Consider the following 23,324-nt stretch of genomic DNA (forward strand, 5'->3'; position numbering starts at 1 on the left):
GGCCAGGATCATCTTGATGACGCCGGCCACGCCGGCCGCCGACTGGGTGTGGCCGATGTTGGACTTGACGGAGCCCAGCAGTAGCGGGCTCTGCGGGTCGCGGTCCCGGCCGTAGGTGGCGAGCAGGGACTGCGCCTCGATGGGGTCGCCCAGGGCGGTGCCGGTCCCGTGGGCCTCGACGGCGTCGATGTCCGCAGGGGCCAGGCGGGAGTTGGCCAGGGCCTGGCGGATGACGCGCTGCTGGGACGGGCCGTTGGGTGCGGACAGGCCGTTGGAGGCGCCGTCCTGGTTGATGGCCGAGCCGCGGACGACGGCGAGGACCTCGTGGCCGTTGCGCTGGGCGTCGGAGAGGCGTTCCAGGACGAGGATCCCGACGCCTTCGGCGAGGGTCATGCCGTCGGCGCCGTCGGAGAACGCCTTGCAGCGGCCGTCGTTGGCCAGGGCCCGCTGCCGGCTGAAGGCGACGAACGGGTTGGGGTTGGTCATCACGGTCGCGCCGCCGGCCAGGGCCAGGGAACTCTCGCCGTTGCGCAGCGACTGGCAGGCCAGGTGCAGGGCGACCAGGGACGAGGAGCAGGCGGTGTCGACGGTGACGGCCGGCCCTTCGAGGCCGAAGAGGTAGGCCAGGCGCCCGGAGAGCACGCTGGGGCTGGTGCCGGTCACCAGGTGGCCGGCGGAACCGTCCTCGACGCCGAGTCCGTACTCCTGGTAGGTGGAGCCGACGAAGGTGCCGGTCGCGCTGCCGTGGACGGTGGTGGGGTCGATGCCGGCGTGCTCGAACGCCTCCCAGGTGGTCTCCAGCAGCAGCCGCTGCTGGGGGTCCATGGACAGCGCCTCGCGCGGCGAGATGCCGAAGAAGGAGGCGTCGAACTCGCCCGCGTCGTGCAGGAAGCCGCCCTGGGTGGAGTACGTGGTGCCGGGGTTGTCCGGGTCCGGGTGGTAGAGCTCGGTGTTCCAGCCGCGGTTGACGGGGAAGTCGGTGATCGCGTCGACGCCGTCGCTGACGAGGTCCCAGAGCTGCTGCGGGGAGCGGACGCCGCCGGGGAACCGGCAGCTCATGCCGACGATGGCGATGGGCTCGTCGAAGCCTCCCGACGTCGACGCGGCCACGGCCGTCGGGGCGGCCTGGGCGCCGCCGGTGCCCAGGAGTTCCTCGCGCAGGTGGCGGGCGAGGACGGCGGGGGTCGGGTGGTCGAAGACGAGGGTGGCGGGCAGCGCCAGGCCGGTGAGGGCGGCCAGCCGCTTGCGCAGTTCCACCGCGGTCAGCGAGTCGAAGCCTGCGTCGCGGAAGGCCCGCCGCTCCGAGATGGCGTCCGGGGAGTCGTGGCCGAGGGCGACGGCCGCCTCGGCGCGCACCAGGTCGGCCAGCAGCCGCTCCTGCTCGTCCTGGTCCAGGCCGCGCAGGCGGGCGGCGAACTGCGACGCGGCGCTCTCGCCCGCGCCGTCGGCGTGGACGAGGGCCTGGACGTCGGGCAGTTCGTCGAACAGGACACTGGGGCGGGCGGAGGTGAAGAGGGGGTGGTAGCGCTCCCAGTCGATGTCGGCGACGGTGACCGTGGCGTCGTCGTGGACGAGTGCGCGCCGCAGTTCGGCCAGGGCGGTCGCGGGTGCGAGGAAACGCAGTCCGCGCTGGTGGAGTTGGTTCGTGACGGCCTCGTCGGTGGCCATGCCCGCCTCGGCCCAGGGGCCCCAGGCCACCGAGGTGGCGGGCAGGCCGCGGGCGCGCCGGTGCTCGGCGAGGGCGTCGAGGTAGGCGTTGGCGGCGCCATAGGCGCTCTGCCCGGCGCTGCCCCACACGCCGGCGATCGACGAGATGAGGACGAAGAAGTCCAGGTCGTGGCCCTCCAGGAGGGCGTCGAGGTGAGCCGCGCCGAGCATCTTGGCGGACATCGCCGCCGCGGCGTCCGCCAGCGGGGTGTGGGTGAGGGCGGCGTTCTGGCCGACGCCGGCCGCGTGCACGACGCCGGTCAGCGGGTGCCTCGCGGGGACGGCGGCCAGAAGCGCGGCGAGCGCGTCACGGTCGGCGGTGTCGCAGGCCGCGATGGTGACCTCGGCCCCCAAGCTCTCGATTTCCGCGGCCAGTTCACCGGCGCCGGGGGCGTCGGGTCCGCGGCGGCTGGTGAGGAGGAGGTGCTCGGCGCCGCTGCGGGCGAGCCAGCGGGCCACCTCGGCGCCGAGCGCTCCGGTGCCGCCGGTGACGAGGACGGTGCCGCGCGCGGTGAACGCCTCGGCCGGGGGCAGTTCGGCCTGCGGGTGGCGCACCAGGCGCCGGCCGAGCGCTCCGGTGGCGCGGAGGGCGATCTGGTCCTCGCCGCCCCGTGCGGCCAGCGCGCTGACCAGGTGTTGGGTGGCGGGGGCGTCGAGGGCGGGCGGCAGGTCGAGCAGGCCGCTCCACAGCTGCGGGTGCTCCAGGGCGGCGACCCGGCCCAGGCCCCAGACGGCGGCCTGGAGCGGGTCGGTGACCGGGTCGTCGGCGCCGGTGGTGACGGCGCCGCGGGTCAGGGTCCACAGCGGGGCGGCGAGATCGGTGTCGGCCAGTGCCTGGATCAGGACGAGGCTCAGCGCGAGCCCGGTGGGCGGCTCGGCGCCGACCTCGGTGCCGGGGCCGTCGGCGAGCGGGAGCAGGGACAGGATGCCGGCGAAGGCGCGGTCCGGTGCCCGCACCGCGTCGAGTCGGGTGGCGAGTTCGGCGCGGTCGTGGCAGGCGGCGTCCAGGACGAGGGTCTCGAACTGGGCTCCGTGGCCGCGCAGCGCGTCGCGGACCTCGTCGCTGTCGATGCCGTCGGTGGTGACGAGCAGCCAGGTGCCGTCGAGGACGGGCGCGGCACTCGCCCGCACGGGGCGCCAGGCGACGCGGTAGCGGGTGGAGTCCAGCAGGGCCTTCTCGTGCCGGTGCTGGCGCCAGGAGGACAGCGCGGGCAGCAGCGCGTACAGGGAGGCGTGCTGTTCGTCGCGGAGCCCCAGGAGGGTGGCCAGTTCGGTGGCGTCGCCGCGTTCCACGGCGCCCCACAGGTCGGCGTCCGCGGGGTCGGGGGCGCCCTGCGCGAGACGGACCGGGGCCGGCTCCGGCCAGTAGTGCTCGTGCTGGAAGGCGTAGGTGGGCAGGTCGAGGAGGCGGGCTCCGGTGCCGGCGAGGTACCCGGACCAGTCGACGGCCGTGCCCCGTACGTGCAGGCGGGCGAGCGCGGTGGCCACGCTGCGCTCCTCGCCGCGCCCGCCGCGCAGCAGCGCGACGAAGTCCGCGTCCGTCTCGTCGCCCAGGGTGTCCTGGGCGGGCGCCGACAGCACGCTGTCGGGGCCGAGTTCGAGGAAGGTGCCGGCGCCGCAGTCGTGTGCGGCGCGCACGGTGTCGGCGAAGCGGACGGTGCCGCGGGCGTGCGCGACCCAGTAGTCCGCGGAGCGCAGCTCGTCGTCGGTGGCGGGCCGTCCGGTGAGGCCGGAGACGACGGTCACCTCCGGCGCGCCGTAGGTGAGCTGCGCGGCAACCTCGCGCAGGTCGTCGAGCGCGGGCTCCATGAGCGGCGAGTGGAACGCGTGACTGACCTTCAGGCGCTTGGTCCTGCGGCCCTGCGCGGCGAAGTGGGCGGCGACCTCCTCGGCCGCGGCCGGCTCTCCGGCGACGACGACGGCGCGGGGGCCGTTGACGGCGGCGAGGGACACCTCGTGCTCGCCCCCGGCGAGCAGCGGGGCCACCTCGTCCTCGGTGGCTTCCAGGGAGATCATGGTGCCGCCGGCGGGCAGCGCCTGCATCAGCCGTCCCCGCGCGGCGACCAGGCGGGCCGCGTCGGGGAGCGAGAGGACGCCGGCGACGTGCGCGGCGGCGATCTCTCCGACGGAGTGGCCCAGCAGGACGTCGGGGCGTATGCCCCAGGTGCGCAGCAGCCGGTAGAGCGCGACCTCGATGGCGAACAGGGCCGGCTGGGTCCACTCGGTGCGGTCCAGCAGCTCCGCCTCGGGGCTGCCCTCCGGGGCGAACAGGACGTCCTTGAGGGGGCGGTCCAGGTGCGCGTCGAGGGCGGCGGTCACCTCGTCCAGGGCACGGGCGAACGCGGGGAAGCGGGCGGCGAGTTCCCGGCCCGCGCCGGGTCGCTGGCTGCCCTGTCCGGCGAACAGCACGGACAGCTTGCCGGTGCCGCCGATCTCGCCTTCGGTGACCGCCGCGTCGGGGCGGTCGGCGGCCAGGTCGGCCAGCGCGCGCAGCAGTTCGTCACGGTCGCCGGTGACGACGGCGCGCTGGTCGAAGGCCGAGCGGGTGGTGGCGAGGGAGAGCGCGACGTCGGCCGGGTCGAGGGCGGGGCGCTGGTCGAGGAAGGTCCGCAGGCGGGCGGCCTGGTCCCGCAGCGCCGCCCGGCTCTTGCCCGACAGGGTCCAGGGCACGACCGCCGGGCCGGGCTCCGGCTGTGCGCGCCGGTCGGGGCTGGCCGGCGGCTGCTCGACGATGACGTGCGCGTTGGTGCCGCTGAAGCCGAAGGAGGAGACGGCGGCGCGGCGCGGCCGGTCGGTCCCCGGCCAGGGCACCTCCTCGGTGAGCAGGCGCACCGCTCCGGTGTCCCACTCCACGTGCGAGGACGGCTCGTCGGCGTGCAGGGTGCGGGGCAGCACGCCGTGGTCCATGGCCATGACCATCTTGATGACGCCGGCGACACCGGCCGCGGCCTGGGTGTGGCCGATGTTGGACTTGACGGAGCCGAGCAGCATGGGACTCTGCGGGTCGCGGTTCTGGCCGTAGGTGGCGAGGAGTGCCTGGGCCTCGATGGGGTCGCCGAGGGCGGTGCCGGTGCCGTGACCCTCGACGGCGTCGATGTCGGCGGCGGCCAGGCCGGCGGCGGCCAGTGCCTGCCGGATGACCCGTTGTTGGGAGGGGCCGTTGGGGGCGGTCAGGCCGTTGGAGGCGCCGTCCTGGTTCACTGCGGAGCCGCGGACGACGGCCAGCACGTGGTGGCCGTTGCGGCGGGCGTCGGAGAGGCGCTCCAGGACGAGCATGCCCACGCCCTCGGACCAGCCGACGCCGTCGGCGCCGTCGGAGAACGCCTTGCAGCGGCCGTCCGGGGACAGGCCGCGCTGCCGGGAGAACTCGATGAGGGCACCTGGCGTCGACATGACCGTGACGCCGCCGGCCAGCGCGAGCGAGCACTCCCCCGCGCGCAGCGCCTGCATCGCCCAGTGCATGGCGACCAGCGAGGACGAGCACGCGGTGTCGACGGTGACGGCGGGGCCTTCGAGTCCGAGGGTGTAGGAGATGCGCCCGGAGGCGACGCTCGGGGCGGTGCCGCTGCCCTGGTGGCCCTCGAACTGCCCGCCGGAGAGCACCGTGGCGTAGTCGTTGTACATCACGCCCGCGAACACGCCGGTCTGGCTGCCGCGCAGGGACACCGGGTCGATGCCCGCGCGCTCGACAGCCTCCCAGGACGCTTCGAGGAGCAGCCGTTGCTGGGGGTCGGTGGCCAGGGCCTCGCGGGGGCTCATCCCGAAGAAGGCGGGGTCGAAGTCGGCGGCGGTGTGCAGGAATCCGCCGAAGCGCGAGTAGGAGGTGCCGGTGCGGTCCGGGTCCGGGTCGTAGAGCGCGTCCAGGTCCCAACCGCGGTCGGTGGGCAGGCCCGAGATGGCGTCGGTGCCCTCGCGCACCAGGCGCCACAGGTCCTCGGGCGAAGCGACGCCGCCGGGGTAGCGGCAGCTCATGCCGACGATGACGATGGGGTCCTCGTCGGTGGCGGCGCGGGGGGCGCCGACCGCGGTGGCGGCCTCGGAGCCCATGAGTTCGGCGAGGAGGTGCGCGGCGAGGGCGTCGACGGTCGGGTAGTCGAAGATGACCGTCGCGGCGGTGCGCAGGCCGGTGGCCGCGCTGAGCCGGTTGCGGAGTTCCACGGCGGTCAGCGAGTCGAAGCCCAGCTCCCGCAGCGGGCGCCGGGCATCGATGTCGGCGGTGCTGGAGTGGCCGAGCACGGCGGCCACTTGGCCGGCGACGAGGTCGAGCATGACCTCGCGGCGGTCGGTCGGGTCCAACCGGGACAGCCTCTGCACGAGGGTGACGGCGGCCTCGGAGCCGGAGACCACCGCGCGGCGGGCGGGGGTGCGGATCAGGCCGCGCCACAGCGCCGGTATCTCGCTCTGGAGACGCAGGACGGACAGGTCGAACCGGGTCGGGAGCAGGGCGGCGGCGTCCGTGGCGGTGGCCGCGTCGAAGAGGGCGGTGCCCTGTTCCTCGGTGAGCGCCGGCGTTCCCATGCGGGCCAGGCGGTCGAGATCCTCGTCGGTCAGGCCGCCGGTCATGCCGGCGGTGGGCTCCCACGGGCCCCAGGCCAGGGAGAGGCCCGGCAGGCCCTGGGCGCGCCGCAGTTGGGCGAGTGCGTCGAGGAAGGCGTTGGCGGCGGCGTAGTTGCCCTGGCCCGCCGCGCCGACGGTGCCGGAGAGGGAGGAGAAGACGACGAAGGCGGCCAGGTCCAGGTCCGAGGTGGCTTCGTGGAGGTGCCACACGGCGTCGGCCTTGGGCCGCAGGACGGCGCTGATCCGCTCGGGGGTGAGCGACTCGATCACGCCGTCGTCGAGGGTGCCGGCGCTGTGCACGACGGCGGTGACGGGGTGCTGGGCGGGCACCTCGGCCAGCAGGCGCCGCACGGCGGCGCGGTCGGCCAGGTCGCAGGCAGCGAGGGTCACCTGCGCACCCTGCCCGGTCAGTTCGGCCACGAGCTCCGCTGCGCCGCCGGCCTCGGCACCGCGACGGCTGGCGAGCAGCAGGTGCCGCACGCCGCGCTCGGCGACCAGATGCCGGGCCAGTACGCGGCCCAGGCCGCCGGTGGCTCCGGTGAGGACCACGGTGCCCTCCGGATCCCACTCCGTGGCGCGCTGCGACACCCGGGCGCGCGCGAGCCGCGCGGTGAGCACGGCGGTGCCGCGGACGGCGGTCTGCGGCTCGTCCGGGACCAGCGCCAGGGCCCGCGCCAGCGGTTCCGCGGCGGGCTCGACGGTGGCGGGGTCGAGGTCCAGCAGCCCGAAGCGGTCGGGGTGTTCGCTCTGCGCCGCCCGGACCAGGCCCCAGACGGCGGCGGTCACCGGGTCCGGCGCCTGCCGGGCGTCGGTGGCGACCGCGCCCCGGGTGACGAAGACCAGCCGGGTCGCGGCGTGCCGCTCGTCCTGCAGCCAGGTCCGCAGGCGCGCGAGGACGTCGGCGGTGCGGGTGTGCACGGCGGTGACGACCTCGTCGCCGGCGGCGCCGGCCGCGCCCTCGACGGGGGCGAGGACCACGTCCGGGACGGGGGTGGCGGCGTCCGGGCCGGGCAGCGCCGTGACGGTGCGGTCCGGCGTCGAGAGGGCCCCCGCCAGGCCGAAGGGGTCCTGGCCGAGGACGGCGACCGAGGCGGGCGCCGCCAGGGTGGCCTGCCGCTGTTCGGTCCAGCGCAGCTCGAACAGGGCTTCGCTAACGATGGAGTTGGCGGCGTCCAGTTCCGCGTCGGGCACGGTGCGCAGCACGAGCGACCCGATGGAGGCGACGGGCGCTCCGGTGGTGTCGGCGACGGCGATCGCCACCGCGTCGTCGTCGGCCGCGGTCAGCTTCACCCGGACCGTGGTCGCGCCGCTCGCGTGCAGGGTCACGTCCTGCCACAGGAAGGGCAGGCCGCCGCGGGCGGTCTCCCCCAGGTCGACGAAGGCCGCGGCGTGCAACGCGGCGTCCAGCAGGGCCGGGTGGATCCCGAACGACGTGGTGGCGTCGGCGTCGGCGTCGGCGGCCTGCGGCAGCGCCACCTCGGCGTAGACGTCGTCGCCGCTGCGCCAGGCGGCGCGCAGGCCCTGGAACAGGGGGCCGTACCCGAAGCCGGTGTCGGCCATGCGGTCGTAGAAGCCGTCCAGGTCCACCGGACGGGCGTTCGCGGGGGGCCAGACGGTGGCGTCGAAGTCGGCGTGGTGCTCGCCGGTGACGAGGGTACCGGCGGCGTGCTGGGTCCAGGGGAGCTCCTCCGGCCCGTCGGGGCGGGAGTGGACGCTCACGGTGCGCCGGCCGGTCTCGTCGGGGCTGCCCACCCACACCTGCACCTGGACGCCGCCCTCCTCGGGCAGCACCAGCGGGGCGGCCAGGGCGAGTTCCTCCACCCGGCCGCAGCCGGCCTCGTCACCGGCGCGCACGGCCAGTTCCAGGAAGGCGGTACCCGGCAGCAGCACGGTGCCGCGCACGGCGTGGTCGGCGAGCCAGGGGTGGGTGCGCCGGGACAGTCGGCCGGTGAGCAGCAGGCCGTCGGCGTTGGCGACCGAAACGGCCGCGGTCAGCAGCGGGTGGTGCGCCGCGCCCAGGCCGGCGGCGCGCACGTCACCGCCCGTCGCGGGCACGTTCTTGGGCCAGTAGCGGCGGCGCTGGAAGGCGTAGGTGGGCAGGTCGGTGTGCGCGGCGCCGGTGCCCTGGAAGTAGGGCTCCCACTCGACGGTCACGCCGCGGGTGTGCAGGCCGGCGAGCGCGGTGGTGAGGGTCTCGGCCTCGGGGCGTCCGGGCCGCAGCACGGCGAGCGTCGCGGGCACGCCGTCGACACCGTCGGCGGCGCCGGTCGCGGCCAGGCAGGTCTGGGCCATGGCGGACAGGACGCCGTCCGGGCCCAGTTCCAGGTAGGTGGCGGCGCCGTGGCCGTCGAGCCAGGCGAGGGCATCGGCGAACCGCACGGCGTGCCGGGCGTGGTCCACCCAGTAGTCGGGCGAGGTCAGCTGCTCCACCGTGGCGAGGGTGCCGGTCAGGCCGGAGACGACCGGCAACTCGGGTGCCTGCGGGGTGAGTCCGGCGACGACCGAGCGGAACTCCGCCAGCATCGGCTCCATGAGCGGGGAGTGGAAGGCGTGCGAGACGCGCAGCCGCTTGGTCTTGCGGCCCAGCGCGGCGAAGTGCTCGGCGACGGCGGTGACGTCGTCGATCTGCCCTGCGACGACGACGGCCTCGGGCCCGTTGACCGCGGCGATCGAGGCCCGCTCCTCCCGGCCCGCCAGCAGGGGCCGGACCTCCTCCTCGGTGGCTTCGAGGGAGATCATGGCGCCGCCCTCGGGCAGCGCCTGCATGAGGCGGCCGCGGGCGAGTACCAGAGCCGCCGCGTCGGCCACGGTGAAGACGCCGGCCACGTGCGCCGCGGCGATCTCGCCGATGGAGTGCCCGGCGAGGAAGTCCGGTTTGATGCCGAGGGATTCGGCGAGCCGGTACAGCGCCACCTCGATGGCGAACAGCGCGGGCTGGGCGTAGCCGGTCTCGTCGAGCAGGTCGGCCTCGGGCGTGCCCTCGGCGGCGAACAGCAGCTCCTTCAGGGGCCGTTGCAGGCCCTGGTCGAGGTGGTCGAGGACCTCTTCGAGGGCGGCGGCGAAGACGGGGAAGCGAGCGGCGAGTTCGCGCCCCATGCCGGGCCGCTGGGAGCCCTGGCCGGCGAAGAGGAAGGCCAGCTTGGACCGGGTCCGGGCGGTGTCCTGCACCAGGCCCGGGGCAGGTGTGCCGTCGGCGAGCGCTGCGAGGGCGGCACGGGCACCGTCCAGGTCGGCGGCGAGGAAGGCGGCGCGGTGTTCCAGGCCGGAGCGGGCCGTGGCAAGGGAGTAGGCCGCGTCCGCGGGCGTGGGAGCGGGGTGGGTGGAGAGGTGGTCGAGCAGCCGCGCGGCCTGGGCCCGCAGCGCCTCGCGGGTGCGGCCGGAGACGAGCCACGGGACGGCGCCGGCCGGCACGGTCTCGGCGGCCGGCACCGCGGCGTCCTCCTGGTCGGACTCGGGGGACGGGACGGCCGGGGCCTCCTCCAGGATGGTGTGCGCGTTGGTGCCGCTGAGCCCGAACGAGGAGACGCCGGCCCGGCGCGGCTGTTCGCCCTGGGGCCAGGAGACCTGCTCGGTGAGCAGGCGCACGGCTCCCTGGGACCAGTCGACGTGCGAGGACGGGGCGTCCACATGGAGCGTGCGCGGGAGCAGGCCGTGCCGCATGGCCAGCACCATCTTGATGACGCCGGCCATGCCGGCCGCCGCCTGGGTGTGGCCGAGGTTGGATTTGACAGCGCCCAGCAGCAGCGGGTGCTCCTCGTCGCGGTTGCGACCGTAGGTCGCCAGCAGTGCCTGGGCCTCGACCGGGTCGCCGAGAGTGGTTCCGGTGCCGTGCGCCTCGACGACGTCGACCTCGTCGGCCGAGAGCCGCGCGCTGACCAGCGCCTGCTCGATGACGCGTTGCTGCGAGGGGCCGTGGGGCGCGGTCAGCCCGTTGGAGGCGCCGTCCTGGTTGATGGCGGAGCCCCGGATGACGGCCAGGATCTCGTGCCCGTTGCGGCGGGCTTCCGAGAGGCGTTCCAGGACCAGGACGCCCACGCCCTCGGCCCAGCCGGTGCCGTTGGCGGAGTCGGCGAAGGAGCGGCAGCGCCCGTCGGGCGAGAGCCCGCCCTGGCGGCTGAACTCGACGAAGGTGGTGGGGCTGGACATCACGGTGACGCCGGCGGCCAGCGCCAGGGAGCACTCGCCCTGGCGCAGCGAGTGGGCGGCCAGGTGCAGGGCCACGAGGGAGGACGAGCAGGCGGTGTCGATGGTGACCGCCGGGCCGACGGCGCCGAAGAAGTACGCGAGCCGGCCGGAGATGATGCTGGTGGTGGTGCCCGTCAGGGCAAAGCCCTGGACGTCGTCGTCCGGGCCCACCCTGTATTCCTGAGGCATCGCCCCGACGAACATGCCGGTCCTGGTGCCCCGGACCGCCGCCGGGTCGATGCCGGCCCGCTCGAAGGCCTCCCAGGAGGACTCCAGCAGCAGCCGCTGCTGCGGGTCCATGGCGAGCGCCTCACGGGGGGAGATCCCGAAGAAGGAGGCGTCGAACTCGGCCGCGTCGTGCAGGAATCCGCCGGAGAACTCCCCGGCGTCCTCGGCCGACAGCTCCCAGCCGCGGTCGTCGGGGGACGCCGTGATGCCGTCCCCGTCGGCGACGAGCAGGGACCAGAGCTCCTCGGGGCTGCTCACCCCTCCCGGGAAGCGGCAGCTCATGCCCACGATCGCGATCGGCTCGCGGGAGGCCGCCTCCAGCTCGCTCACGCGCTGCCGGGAGCGCCGCAGGTCGGCGCCGGCCCGCTTGAGGTAGTCGCGGAGCTTCTGTTCCTGGTCGATGTTCGCCACGTTCAACCCAACCCATCTCAAGACCGGCGGACAGCAGAGGATTTCGATGTGGGCATCCGGCGCTGGGGACAGCTGTGCCACAGCGACTGAGTTATCTGTGTGCCCGACATGAGCAGCTCGACTTCCCGCACGCCACCTGCCCAGTCTCGACGGGGGCGGCCATGGAATTCCCTAGTGTCGGCCCGCCCCCGGACCGGCCGCACAGAAGGCGCCGGGGGTGCCGCGGATGATCCGCGGCACCCCCGGCGCCTTGTGTGCGGTGGTTCCCTTTCGGCCCGCGGGCCGGGCCCAAAGGCCGGCCCCGGCTCACGAGTCCGCGTGGCGAACCTCGGGAATGCGGGTGTGTTACTTGATGAAGTCGTCCACGACACGGGGCGGCCAGGTCCCCACCGTGAGCACCCCCATCGCATACGCGCGGGAGACCAGGGCCGCGCGGTTGGGCACCTTCAGTTTCCGCAGCAGTCCGGTGACGTGATATTCCACACCCTGCCTGCTGAGATACAGCCGGGAGGCCAGCGGAATGGTCGACAGACCCGCCGCGATTCCCTCCAGAATTCGCGCGTCGATCTCGCTGAGCAATTTCTTCCGCGGCGCCACCACCGCATCGTCCTCCGTGCCCTCTCCCGACCGCATCAGGACGAGAACCGCGGTCGGGTCGGGGTGGTAGCCGCGCACCGCGGAGGCCGTGAGACTGCCGGTGAACGCGTCACCCGTCGGTCTGAGCGCCACCACGCGCGCGGCGAACCGGTCCCGCCGGCCCTCCAGCAGTCTCTCGAACTGCCGCATGAGCGGCTGCCGCACGCTGGGGTGCACCAGATCGCGGAAGTTGCGCCCGCAGACGTCGGGTGCCGTGGTCGAGGACCCGGATACGGCGGACGAGTCGAGAACGTCGGCACAGGCCGCGGCGGCGGTCGCGAAGTGGTGGAAGAAGTCCTGGTTGGCCTGCCGGACCGTCAATTCGGGGTCCAGGACGGCCATGCACACGCCGGACTGGTCGGACGACGAACACTCTTCCCGCCGTCCCGCCACACCGACCCCGCCGGCCGCACCCCGGCCTGTCGAAATCTGCGGAGAATCCACCAGAGCAGAAACCTTCAAGGGACCGACATCCTTTCCAACCCCCGTCTGCAAACCGGTACTCAAGAGAGATCGAGCGAGAGGGAGAATTCCTGAGAATGAAGCAGGACGGGGAAGCCGAGCTCCCGGCAACCGCCGGGAAAGAATTCCGATCCCCCGATGCAATCGACACTAGGGAGCTGTCCGGACAAGCGTCAACGCCGACTCGGCCCCCCACCGCTAAACCTGTGGTCGCCCTCCCGCACGGTACGGTCCCGCACCGCCCTTTCGGTCCCCCCGAACACTCCGCACCGTTTACCGACGGTAAGCCGTAATGAAAGTGACGTGCGTCACGGCATACTCAGTGCGGAACGAACACCCCGCCTGCTCCCCCGGCCGCCCAGCAGTTCACGTCGCCCCGCAACGCCCAGCTTCCGGTAACACGAAGTCAGCCGCTTCTCCACGGCACGTGTACTCACACCCAGTTCATCGGCGATTTCCTGATTGGTCAGCCCCCGACCCACAAGCGAGACGACCTTGCGCTCGCTGTGGGTGAGCGGGGTCTCCGCACTGGGGGCCTCGGTTCCCAGCGCCGCACGGGCGCGTTCGGTCAGCCAGGGGGCGCCGCAGCCGGCGGCGAGGTCGGCGGCCTCGCGCAGCACCGCCGTCGATTCCTTGCCGCCCTCCAGGGCCCGGCCCAAATGGAGGAGCGTACGGGCGAGTTCGAGCTGGTTGGCGGAGGTGCGGAGGATCTCGGCGGACGCGCGCAGGGCGGGGACGCCCCCACCGCCGGGCAGCAGGGCCCTCAGGCGCAGGGCGCGGCCGAGGGCGGCGGGGGCCGCCCATTGCCGCGCCCAGGCCAGTTCCTCCTCCGCCAGGGCCATGGCCGGGCAGGACTCGCCCAGGCGGTGGTGGAGGACGATGGCGCGGGGCCGCCAGGGGAAGAGGGCGGAGTTGCGCCAACCGACCGCTTCCAGTTGGCGGCCGCACGCCAGGACGGATCCCAGGGCGGAGGAGGCGTGGCCGCGGCGGGCGTCGAGCGAGGCCTTGAGGAGTTGCAGCATGGCCGCCGGAGCGAGGCTGTGCGGCCAGCTCCGCCCGGCGTCCGTGAGAAGACGCTCGATCAGCTGGACGTCGCCGGTCTCCATGGCCACCGCGGCCCGGACGACGGCGGTCGGCTCCCGCCAGTCCGCGTCGGCCGACTCGGCGGCCCGGTCGGCCTGGTCACGGGCCTCGGTCAGGCGGCCGCAGGCGAGCTGGATCAGGGCGTTCTCGGCGTGCACCACCGCGTGCGGACGGTCGGAGTGCGGCTCGCAGGACAGACGGGTGTTGATGCCCTCCACGGTGTCGGCGGCGTACAGGGCTACCGAGAGCAGCGGGAGTGCGGTGCAGGCGCGTGCCGAGGTCGACGGCTCGCGCTCCAGGATCTGTCCGGCCAGGTCCGCGACCTCGGGTGCCGACAAGGCGCTGGACAGGACCCCCGCGTTGATCAGGACGGTTGCCAGTTCGCGGGCGCCGCCGGTGTCCAAGGGGGGCGGGGTACCCAAGGCGCGCAGGCGTGTTACCGCACCGGTCAGTTCGGCCGGGTTCTCGTGTCCGGCGTGCCACAGGCGCGCTTCCAGACGCAGGGCGATCTCGCGGGCCGGCCCCTGGTGTGGTGCCGCGGGGTCGAGGTCGTTGAAGACGTGGCGCAGCAGGTCCACTGCCGAAGAGGGCGCCTCTCCCAGGAGGTTGGGCGGGATGCGCAGAACGGCGGCGGCCCGGCCGGTGGCCGACGGCAGGAGGCGGACGGCCTGGCTGATGTGGCGTTCACAGGCGGCGAGGTCGATGCCGCGTTCGGCGTTGGCCAACTCGATCAGCAGGCGGGCGCGTACGTCGTCGTCCACGGTGCTCTCCAGCAGGGCGCGTTGCAGGTAGTGGGCGGCGGTGTCCGCCGCACCACGGCGCAGGGCGGCGTCCGCGGCCGTCCGCAGTACCCCTACCGACCATGGCTGATCGGTGGCGGTGACGGCCATCAGCAGGTCCGCGACGTGTTCGGCGGGGCGGCCGGCCTGGTGGAGGAGTTCGGCCGCGGCGTTGCGGGAGCGTTCGCGCTCGGCGACGGTGAGGCCGGACTCGACCGCGTCGCGGACGACGCGGTGGACGAAGCGCGGGGTGTCGTGGGGGGCCAGCAGGCCGAGGTGGTGCAGGGTGCGCAGGGCCTGCTGGTGGCCGGTGGCGTCCAGTCGCGCATGGCGCCGGACGAGGTCGGGTTCGCCGTGGTCGCCGAAGGCGGCGATGGCCGCGGCCAGGTCGCGTACCGGGCCGGGCTGGGCATGCAGGCAGCTGACCAGGCGGTCGCGGAGCTGGACGGGTCGCTGGGCGCGGGCCTGACCGGCGTGTTCGGCGGTGGGTCGGTGGCCGCTCGACGCCAGGTCGCGCAGGACGTACTGGAGGAAGAGGGGGTTCCCGGCGCAGGTGTCGTGGCAGGCGTGGGCGTAGGCGTCGTCGGCGGGTTCGCCCAGGTGGTGCTGGATCAGGGCGCGGGTGCCGCCGAGCGAGAGCGGGGCGGGGCGCAGGACGTCGGCGGCGTCCGCGATGTCGCGGATGAGCGGGTGTTGGGCGCGGGATTCGCCGTCGCGCACGGTGCACACGAGGGTGGCGCGCAGCCCGTGCGGGCGCCGAGCCAGGTAGGCGAGCCAGCGCAGGGAGGGGAGGTCGGCCCACTGCAGGTCGTCGACGAGGAGGAGTACGGGGGTGGTGGCGCAGGCTTCGGCCAGCAGGGACCGCAGGTCGTGCAGGGCCGCTTCGGAAGCCGGGGCGCCCTCGCCGCCGGGAGCCGGGAGGCGGTCGGGCGGGAGCGGCCGGGCGGCGCTGCCCGCGTCCTGGTCGGCAGGGCCGGTGCGGTCGCCGGCCATGATGGGGCCGAGGAGCTGGTGGACGATGCCGAAGGCGAAGTCCTGCTCCATGGATGCGGCGTTGGCCCGCAACACCCGTATGCTGTCGCGGGGATGGGCGTCGGCTTCCTGGAGTAGGGTCGACCGGCCGATACCCAGCGGTCCGGTCAGCAGCAGTACGGAGAAACGGCCCGCCTGCGCCCGACGCACTGCGGTGTCGATGCGGGCCAGTTCGGATTCCCGCTCATACAGCATCGGTTATGTCCTCTTCCGTCGGTCGGCTCCGCGCGCGGAGTTCCTTGCGTGAGGTGATGCGCAGCTTCTTGTACGTACTGCTCAGCCGGTGCTCGACGGTGCGTCGGCTCACCGAGAGCTGTTCGGCGATCTCCCGATTGCCCAGTCCGCGGCGGGCCAGTTCGGCGGTCTGCCGCTCGGCCGACGACAGGGCCGCCCACCCTCCGGGGAGGGCGGCGTCGTCGGGGGCGGCGGGCTGTTCCAGCTGGGCGATCAGCCACCGTACGCGTTCGGCCAGGCGACCGGAGGTGTGGGTGACGGTGAAACGGGACAGCTCGGTCAGCAGTTGGACCGCGGTGGCGCGGTCGCCCCTGGTGAGTTCCTCGGTGGCGAGGTCGGCCAGGACCCAGGCGTGGGTGAGCCGGGCGGGCAGCTCGCGCGGGGCGGGTGCGCCGGTGCCGGCGCCGGCCTGCGGTTTCCGGCCGTCGATGGGGCCGGCGCACAGGTGGGCCAGGTCCACTGCGCTGGGGGCGCCCCAACGGTGGGCCAGGGTGAGTTCCTCGCTGATCAGGCGCTGGGCCTGTTCCTGGTCGCCGAGGGTGCGACAGGCCCGGGCGGCCAGCGAACGCCAGGGCAGCACGATGGGGTTGGTCCAGTGTTTGCGCAGCAGCCAGCGTCCGCTCTCCTTGAACAGTTCGACAGCCACGGCCCAGCGTCCCGCCTCGGCAGCCACCAGGGCGCGGGCGAACAGGAGGTAGGACCAGTGGGCGCCGTATTCGGAGCCGGGTGGCATGGGGGCGTCGAACAGGGCACGGGCCTCGTCGTGGTGGCGCGTCTCCAGGGCGATGACGGTGCGCACGGCCATGAGGTGCGGGGCGGCCAGGGGGTGCCAGGCGGCGGCGGGCATCACCTGTTGGGCGGCGTCCGCGGCGCGTTCGGCGGCGTCCACGCGGGCGCCGCGCAGGTGCAGTTCGGCGGAGAGGACCAGGGCGCGGGCGAGGGCGGGATGGCAGTGGCGGCGCCGCACTTCGGCGACGATGGCGGCAAGGTGGTCCTCGGCCTCGGCGGCGGCATCGGTGAGCCACAGTGCCCTGGCGGCGATCAGGCGCGGCATTACGGGGGCGGCGCTGCCGGCTTCCAGGGCGCGGCGGGCCAGTTCCGCGGCCCTCGCGCGGTGCTGGCCGCGTGCGACGAGCTGCCAGGCGCGGATGCCGGCCTGGGCGGGGGCGAGGGGGTCTTCGGGCAGGACGGGGACGCCGGGGGCGGGCACGTCGGTGGCCTCGGGCCGGTTCTGGGCGGCGTACCAGTACAGGGCGATCAGGTCGTCGCGCTCGCTGCCGTCTGCGGTGGCGAGGGCCTGGACGGCGGCGCGGCGGCCCCAGGAGTCGTCGCCCCGGGCCAGGCCCATGTCCAGGGCCCGTACGCGCAGTTGGGCCCAGGCTCCGCCCTCGCCCGGAGTGCGGAGGAGGGCGGTGAGCCGGCGGTCGCTGGCATCGGGGGCGGCGACCGCCTCGGCGGCGGCCAGTTTGAGGCTGATGTGGGCGCGTTCCAGGGGGGCTTGGGGCTCGTCGAGGGCGCGGTTGAGGTAGCTGGCGGCGCGGGCGAAGTCGCCGCGGCGCAGGGCGGCGCCGAAGCCGCCGCGCAGGGTGTGGACCGCCCAGGGCTCGCCGATGGGGGGCGCCTGGAGAAGGAGGCGGGCGATGTCCTCGTCGTCGGCCACGGCCCGGTAGGCGAGGTGGGCCGCGCGGGCGTGCAGGTCGGCGCGTTCGGCGGCGGGCATGTCCTCCAGGACGCGGCCCCGGACGATGGGCAGGCGAATGCGTGCGTAGGAACCGTCGGGAGCGGTGAAGCCGGCCATCTCCAGTGCCGCGCGCAGCCGCGATTCGGGTACGGTGCGCAGCCCGGCCAGCGAACAGGCCAGCGTGAAGTCCAGCAGGTCGCCGCCGACGGCCAGCGCGCGCAGCACGGCGGTGGCCTCGTCGGTCAGTCCCCTCAGGGCGCGCCCGGAGCGGTCGCCGATGATGCCGGTGATCAGGCCGCACAGCTGCGGGAGGCGGTCGGCGGTCGGCCGGTGGCCGGCGTCGGCGAAGCAGCGCAGGGCCGCGTCCAGTACGGCCGGGCTGCCCTGGGACGCCTGGGCGGCCGCGGCGGCGAACGCCTCGTCGCAGGGTGTGCCGCAGATCCGTTCGACGAGGGCGGCCACCGCGTGAGGGCTCAGCGGCCGCACGGTGAGGTGGCGGGTCAGCCGCGCGGAGGGGGCGGCGTCGGCCAGCCAGTCGGGCCCGTACGGGTCGATGCCGGTGCGGCCGATGAGCAGTGCGAGGGGGATGCCGGTGGACAGCCGGCGCACCAGGGCCTGCAGCCAGTCCAGGGAGGCGGCGTCCAGCCACTGTGCGTCCTCCACCGTCACGAGCGTGGGGGTGCGGCGCGTGGTCTGCAGGAGTTGGGGCAGGCCCGGCAGGCCGTCCGCGTCGCGGTGCCCGCGCAGGGCCCGCAGGGACGGTTCGACCGGCTCGCTCAGCATGGCGAGGAGCTGGGTCACGGCTCCGTGGCGCAGGTCGCGCTCGGCCAGGGATCCGCTGACGCGCAGCACGCGCACCGAGCGCTCCTCGGCGAGGCGGGCGGTCCAGCGCAGCAGGGCGTTGTGGCCGAAACCGGGGCGGCCGGTCACCGAGACGACGGCGGGGCGGCCCTCGTCGAGCGCGGCCACCACGTCGCGCAACTGCGCCTGTTCCTCCTCGCGTTCGAGCAGGGGCGGGTCGGTACGCCCACGCCCCGCCCGTATGAATCCAGCGTATAGCTGCTCATCGGTCAGCCTCGTCACGGACACCCTCCGGCCGTCGTCAGCGCTGTCCGCGCGGCCGCGGCACCTGCCGTGGCGCCGGAGCCCCGCGGACGCCCGGGGAGCGGAGGACCTGGGCGAGCTGGGCGCGCTCGGCGATGTCCAGCTTGCGGTACACGCTTGTCAGATGCGTCTCGACCGTGCGCACGGTGACGTGCAGCGACTGTGCGATCGAACGGTTGCCGGCGCCGCCGGCGGCGAGGCCGGCGACCTTGCGTTCCATGCTGGTGAGCAGGTCCAGGGGCGAGGTGGTCATCCTCCGCATGCGGCCGCCCGCCGCCAACAGGGCGCCGCGGGCCTGCTGCCCCAGCGCGAGGGCGCCGCAGCGCTGCGCGAGGTCGGCCGCGGCGCGCAGGTGCTCGCGTGCGGCGCGGCGGTCGTCGGCCGCCAACAGGGACCGGCCCAGGACGAGTTCGGCGCGGGCGTGGTCGACGCGGGCCGGAGAGGCGGACAGCTCCCGCACCGCCTCGCCCAGCAGTTCCACACCCTCCTCGCCCGGAGTGGCCACGCCGCGGGCCAGAGCGGCCAGGCCCAGGGCGCGCGAGGTACCCCAGCGCCGGGCGAGCCGCGTGCCGTGCGCGGCGGGCTCCTGGGCCTCCTCGGCGCGGCCCAGTTCCGCGAGCACGCAGGCCGCCTCCGCCCACCAGGGCAGGTATGCCGCGTTGCGCACTTCGGCCTCCTCCAGTGACCTGCCGCACTCGCGGAACAGCGCCAGTGCGCCCTCCGCGTCCCCCAAGGCGTGGCGGGTCCGGCCGAGGACCATGAGGTAGCGGTGGTGGGTCCACATGTACGGGTCGCGCCAGACGGGTTCGGTGCCGGTCAGCAGCTTCTCGGCGTGCACGGCCTCGCCCCGGTCCACCAGTACGCCGGCCAGCGCCAGGCGCGGCAGGACCACGGTCCCCGCCCACCGTTCCGCGCCGCTGATCTGCACCGCCGTCCTGGCGTCCGCGAGCGCTTCGGGGAGCGCGCCCAGGCCGTGCAGGAGCATGGCGCGGGTGGCCAGGGCCACGGAGTAGGTCCATACCGCGGAGTTCTCCCGGCCGTGCCGCAGGAGACGGTCCAGCTCGTGCAGCGCGTCGTCGGTGTGGTCGGCGAGGCCCAGGACGAAGGCGGAGTTGATCAGGGACCAGCTCTTCAGGGGGAGTTGGGAGAAACTCGCCACGCGCTGGGCGCACTGCACCGCCGCTTCGGGGGCCTGGCCGTCGAGTGCCGTCAGGACGGCCATCGCCGCCAGCTTCTGCCGCTGGGCGGGGGTGTCGCCCTCGGGGACGGTCATCGTCGCGGCCCGCTTCCGTGTCGCGGCGATCGTGCTGCGGCCATGCGAGCCCACGATCAGGAGCACCGACTCGACGAGCGTGCGCAGTTCCCGGTCGGCGGGCAGCGGGTCGGGGCCGAGTTCGGCGTCGAGCGCGCCCAGGACGTCCTCCAGCATGCCCAGCGCGGCGGAGCCCTCGCGCGCGGCCAGGGAGGTGGTGCCGAACTGCGCGGCGATCCTCGCCCGGGTGCGGACGTCGACGCTCGGCGCCAGCGCCCCGCGCAGCAGGCGGATGGCCTCGGACGGGTCGGTTTCGGCCAGCACTCCGGCCAGCCGGACGCGGACCTCCACGCTGCCGGGGTCCCCTTCCAGTACCCGGTACAGGTAGCGGGCCGCGGTTTCCGGGGCGCCGCGCGCCTCGGCCTGTGCCGCGGCTTCCAACAGGACGCCGGGCATCCACGGTTCGCGGATCCAGGGCAGCGGCAGGAGGTGCTCGGCGACGTCCTCGGCGGGACGGCCCGCGTCGCTCAGGAGCAGCGCGGCCCGGGTGCGCAGGTCCGACAGCCCCCGGGCGTCCAGGGGTGCCAGCACCGCCGCCCGCACCGCGTCGTCCATCAGGTGCCTGCCGCCGGCTGCCAGCAGTCCGGCCTCGCGCAGCACCGTCAGGGCGTCCTCGACGACCTCGGCGGGGACGGCGGCCAGGGGCCCGACGCGGTCGGCGCCCCGCTCACCGAGGACCGCCACCGCCCGCGCGACCTCGCCGACCCAGGGCGGGCGACGGTCCAGGAGATCGCGTGCCCAGCGCGCCAGGACGCGGGAGCCGCTCCCGGCGATCCGGTCGGCGCCGCCTTCGCTCGGGCCGGCTCCCTCGGCCCGCAGCGCGCTCAGCAGGCGGTCCAGGAGGTGGGGGTTGCCACGGGTCACGGCCCAGGCACCGGTGGCGTAGGCGGGGGCGGCGGGCTCCGGGAAGCACCGCCGTACGGCCTCGGCGACATCCGTCTCGGTCAGCGGGCGCAGGCGCAGCGTCGTGGTGCGGTGGTGGGCGATGAGGTCCGCCAGGGCGCGGCCGGCCGGGACGCCGTGCGCGAGGGCCGCGGCCTCGGTCTGCTGGGTGAGGACGACGAGCAGGGGGAGGGCGTGAGCCCGGCGCAGCAGGAAGTCCAGCCAGCGCAGGGAGAGTTCGTCGCAGTGGTGGACGTCGTCCAGGGCCAGGACCAGCGGGCGGCGGCTCAGTGCGTCCGCCGCGAGCCGGTACAGGCCGTGGAACGCGTGCTGGACGGCGGGAGCGTGCGGCGGCTCACCGGCCAGCGCGCCGGGGACGAGGGCGCGGCGGGCGTACCGGGCGGCGCCTTCCCGCGCGGTCGGCCCGAGCAGGGTGCGTACGCCGCCCAAGGAGTCGCCCGCGGTGCCCTCTTCGCACGAGCCGTGCAGAACCGTCGCGTGCCGGCAGGCGTCCCCACTGAGGAAGGCGTGCAAGAGAGCGGACTTGCCGATCCCGGTGGAGCCGGTCACGACCGCCGAGCGTGCGCACCCTCGGCGCGCCGCGTGGGCAAGGCGGTTGAGCGCCCGGACATCATCGACGCGGCCGACCAAGCCGCTGGCTAAACCGGAATTGCCGATCCGGTCTCGCACCATAGGGCTCCTCGCACCTCGGAGATACAGCCGATATGGCGGGACTCCACCACATCACGCTGCAAATCACCCGAAAGAGTGATGTCCGACGTACGTCAGAGTACATGATCACAGAATCGCTGGCCAGGACGCCTCTCAGCGTGTCAACTCCCCGGCGGCGGTGAGGTGTCCACGCAGCAGCGCCAGCACGGCGGGGGCCTGGGAGCCGAGGAAGAAGTGGCCGCCCGGATAGACCTGGAGGTCGAACGCGCCCGTGGTGTGCGCGCGCCAGTCCCCGGCCTCCTCCAGCGTGGTCTTGGGGTCGGCGTCACCGGTCAACGCGGTGATCGGCGCCTTGATCGTCGCCCCGGGAGCGCAGCGGTAGGTCTCCACCGCGGTGTAGTCGCTGCGGATCGCCGGGAGGATCATGCGCAGCAACTCCTCGTCGCCCAGCAGTGAGGCGTCCGTACCGGAGAGCAGCTTCAGTTCGGCGACGATCCCGTCGTCGTCGCGCCGGTGCACGCTTTCCGCCCGGTAGCGCGAGGGCGCACGCCGTCCCGAGGCGAAGAGGTGCGTCAGTTCGCCGCCGTCGGCCTCCAGCCGCCGGGCCACCTCGAAGGCGACCATGGCGCCCATGCTGTGCCCGAAGAACGCCGTCGGCAGCGACCCGATCCGGTCCCGCAGGGCCGCGTAGACCTGATCGGCCATGGTTCCGATGTCGCCGGGGCTGGTCTCGGTGCGCCGGTCCTGACGGCCGGGGTACTGCACCGCCAGAACCTCCGCCACGGGCGACAGTTGTACTGACACCGGGAAGAAGAACGAGGCCGAACCACCCGCGTGCGGAAAGCAGACGAGCTGGCGCGGGCGGTCCGGCGCAGGGTGGTAGCACCGGGCCCAGAGCCCTTCCGCCGTGGTTCTCGTCATAGCGCTGATTCCTCCTCCTCGCGAGGGCGCCGGACCGTCCCGCCGGGATGCGGCGGCCGGACACCGGCTCCTGTGGTCCACCCGCCCATTCCACAGGGAGGAATGCGGGAAATCACCTAGTTTCCATGCTCTGCGTGACGGCTGCCCGCCCGTCGAGAAGCCGTACGGGATACACCCGGGGGCGGGGGCCCGCACGCCGGCGGTACCCCGTGCGCCCGCCCGACTACCAGGTGGCGGCCAGCAGGTCCCCGTACTCCCGCTCGCGGGACACCTGGAGCAGGTCGGAGTCGACCATCATGCGCATCAGCTCGGGGAAGTCGACGCTGGGCTTCCAGCCCAGCTGGTTGCGGGCGCGCTCGGCGTCCGCGCACAGGATCTCCACCTCGGCCGGACGCACCAGCGAGGGGTCGATGGTGACGTAGTCCTCCCAGTTCAGGCCCACGTGCTCGAAGGCGATGCGGACGGCGTCGCGGACCGAGTGCATCTCGCCGGTGCCGATCACGTAGTCGCCCGGCTCGTCCTGCTGGAGCATCAGGTGCATGGCGCGGACGTAGTCGCCGGCGAAGCCCCAGTCGCGCACGGCGTCGAGATTGCCCAGGGACAGCTTGTCCTGGTAGCCGAGCTTGATGCGCGCCACCGCGAGGGAGATCTTCCGGGTCACGAACTCCGCGCCACGGCGCGGGGATTCGTGGTTGAAGAGCATGCCGGAGACCGCGTACATGCCGAAGGACTCGCGGTAGTTGCGGGTGATGAAGTGCCCGTAGGTCTTCGCCACGCCGTAGGGGCTGCGCGGCCGGAAGATGGTGGTCTCGCACTGCGGGGTCTCGGCGACCTTGCCGAACATCTCCGACGAGGACGCCTGGTAGAAGCGGATCTGCCCGCCGCCTCCGTCGCCGCCGCGCGAGCCGTTCAGGCCGCTGACCATGCGGATCGCCTCCAGCATCCGCAGCACGCCCATGCCGTTGATCTCGGTGACGAGTTCGGCCTGCTGCCAGGACAGCGGCACGAAGGAGATCGCACCGAGGTTGTAGATCTCGTCGGGCTGCACCTTGTCGACGGCGGAGACCAGGCTGGCCTGGTCCAGCAGGTCCCCGTCGACGAAGGACAGTTCGGAGACGAGCCGACTGATCCGCGACTTGCGGGGGTTGGCCTGACCCCGTATCAGGCCCCACACCTGGTACCCCTGCGCGAGCAGGTGCTCGGCCAGATAGGAGCCGTCCTGCCCGGTAATTCCGGTGATCAGCGCACGCTTGGACATCTCATTCCTCTCCTACGCACAGAACAGAGCGCCCAAACGCAGAGCCGAGTCGGCTACTTGACCGCTTGGCGTCGAATGTTTTTTGTGACAGCAAAAACAGCCGCGGTCCACACGCTGGGTAATCACACCTTCCAAGCGACCGATCGCGGTGTCAAGAAATTCCGGGCACACTAGGGAATT

Annotated in this window: 7 protein-coding genes (1 of these 7 cut by a window edge); all 7 read right to left on the reverse strand. The window is 74.1% G+C overall.

Going from position 1 to position 23,324, the window contains the following annotated elements; genetic code table 11:
• Positions 1-11,079: the beginning of a type I polyketide synthase gene (locus GR130_RS22725; protein ID WP_159510151.1), read on the reverse strand. The gene continues 17,412 nt to the left of window position 1, outside the view; 11,079 of the gene's 28,491 nt are visible here — the first part of the coding sequence; it begins with the start codon at positions 11,077-11,079; the stop codon falls past the left edge of the window.
• 354 nt (positions 11,080-11,433) lie between these two features.
• On the reverse strand, positions 11,434-12,117 hold the full coding sequence (locus GR130_RS22730) for a LuxR C-terminal-related transcriptional regulator (RefSeq protein ID WP_268977977.1): 684 nt from the start codon (positions 12,115-12,117) through the stop codon (positions 11,434-11,436).
• A gap of 377 nt (positions 12,118-12,494) precedes the next feature.
• The gene (locus GR130_RS22735) at positions 12,495-15,275 is read right to left on the reverse strand and encodes an ATP-binding protein (RefSeq protein WP_159506400.1); all 2,781 of its coding nucleotides are present in this window, start codon (positions 15,273-15,275) and stop codon (positions 12,495-12,497) included.
• A complete protein-coding gene (locus GR130_RS22740; RefSeq protein ID WP_236573386.1) occupies positions 15,265-18,078 on the reverse strand; it encodes a helix-turn-helix transcriptional regulator in 2,814 nt (937 codons plus the stop codon). The genes GR130_RS22735 and GR130_RS22740 overlap by 11 nt, the downstream gene beginning before the upstream one ends.
• Before the next feature lie 19 nt (positions 18,079-18,097).
• Positions 18,098-20,986 (reverse strand): helix-turn-helix transcriptional regulator, encoded by a 2,889-nt coding sequence (locus GR130_RS22745; protein WP_159506401.1) that lies wholly within the window; start codon positions 20,984-20,986, stop codon positions 18,098-18,100.
• Between the two features lie 132 nt (positions 20,987-21,118).
• Positions 21,119-21,886 (reverse strand): thioesterase II family protein, encoded by a 768-nt coding sequence (locus tag GR130_RS22750; RefSeq protein WP_159506402.1) that lies wholly within the window; start codon positions 21,884-21,886, stop codon positions 21,119-21,121.
• Positions 21,887-22,109: 223 nt separating this feature from the next.
• On the reverse strand, positions 22,110-23,144 hold the full coding sequence (locus GR130_RS22755; RefSeq protein ID WP_159506403.1) for a GDP-mannose 4,6-dehydratase: 1,035 nt from the start codon (positions 23,142-23,144) through the stop codon (positions 22,110-22,112).
• Positions 23,145-23,324: the final 180 nt, after the last annotated feature.

The sequence above is a fragment of the Streptomyces sp. GS7 genome (assembly GCF_009834125.1).
Taxonomy (GTDB): domain Bacteria; phylum Actinomycetota; class Actinomycetes; order Streptomycetales; family Streptomycetaceae; genus Streptomyces.

What these genes read in the sequence shown, in the direction of transcription:
- GR130_RS22755 (WP_159506403.1), bottom strand. Translation starts at nt 23,144, where the DNA reads ATGTCCAAGCGTGCGCTGATCACCGGAATTACCGGGCAGGACGGCTCC.
- GR130_RS22735 (WP_159506400.1), bottom strand. Translation starts at nt 15,275, where the DNA reads ATGCTGTATGAGCGGGAATCCGAACTGGCCCGCATCGACACCGCAGTG.
- GR130_RS22745 (WP_159506401.1), bottom strand. Translation starts at nt 20,986, where the DNA reads ATGGTGCGAGACCGGATCGGCAATTCCGGTTTAGCCAGCGGCTTGGTC.
- GR130_RS22750 (WP_159506402.1), bottom strand. Translation starts at nt 21,886, where the DNA reads ATGACGAGAACCACGGCGGAAGGGCTCTGGGCCCGGTGCTACCACCCT.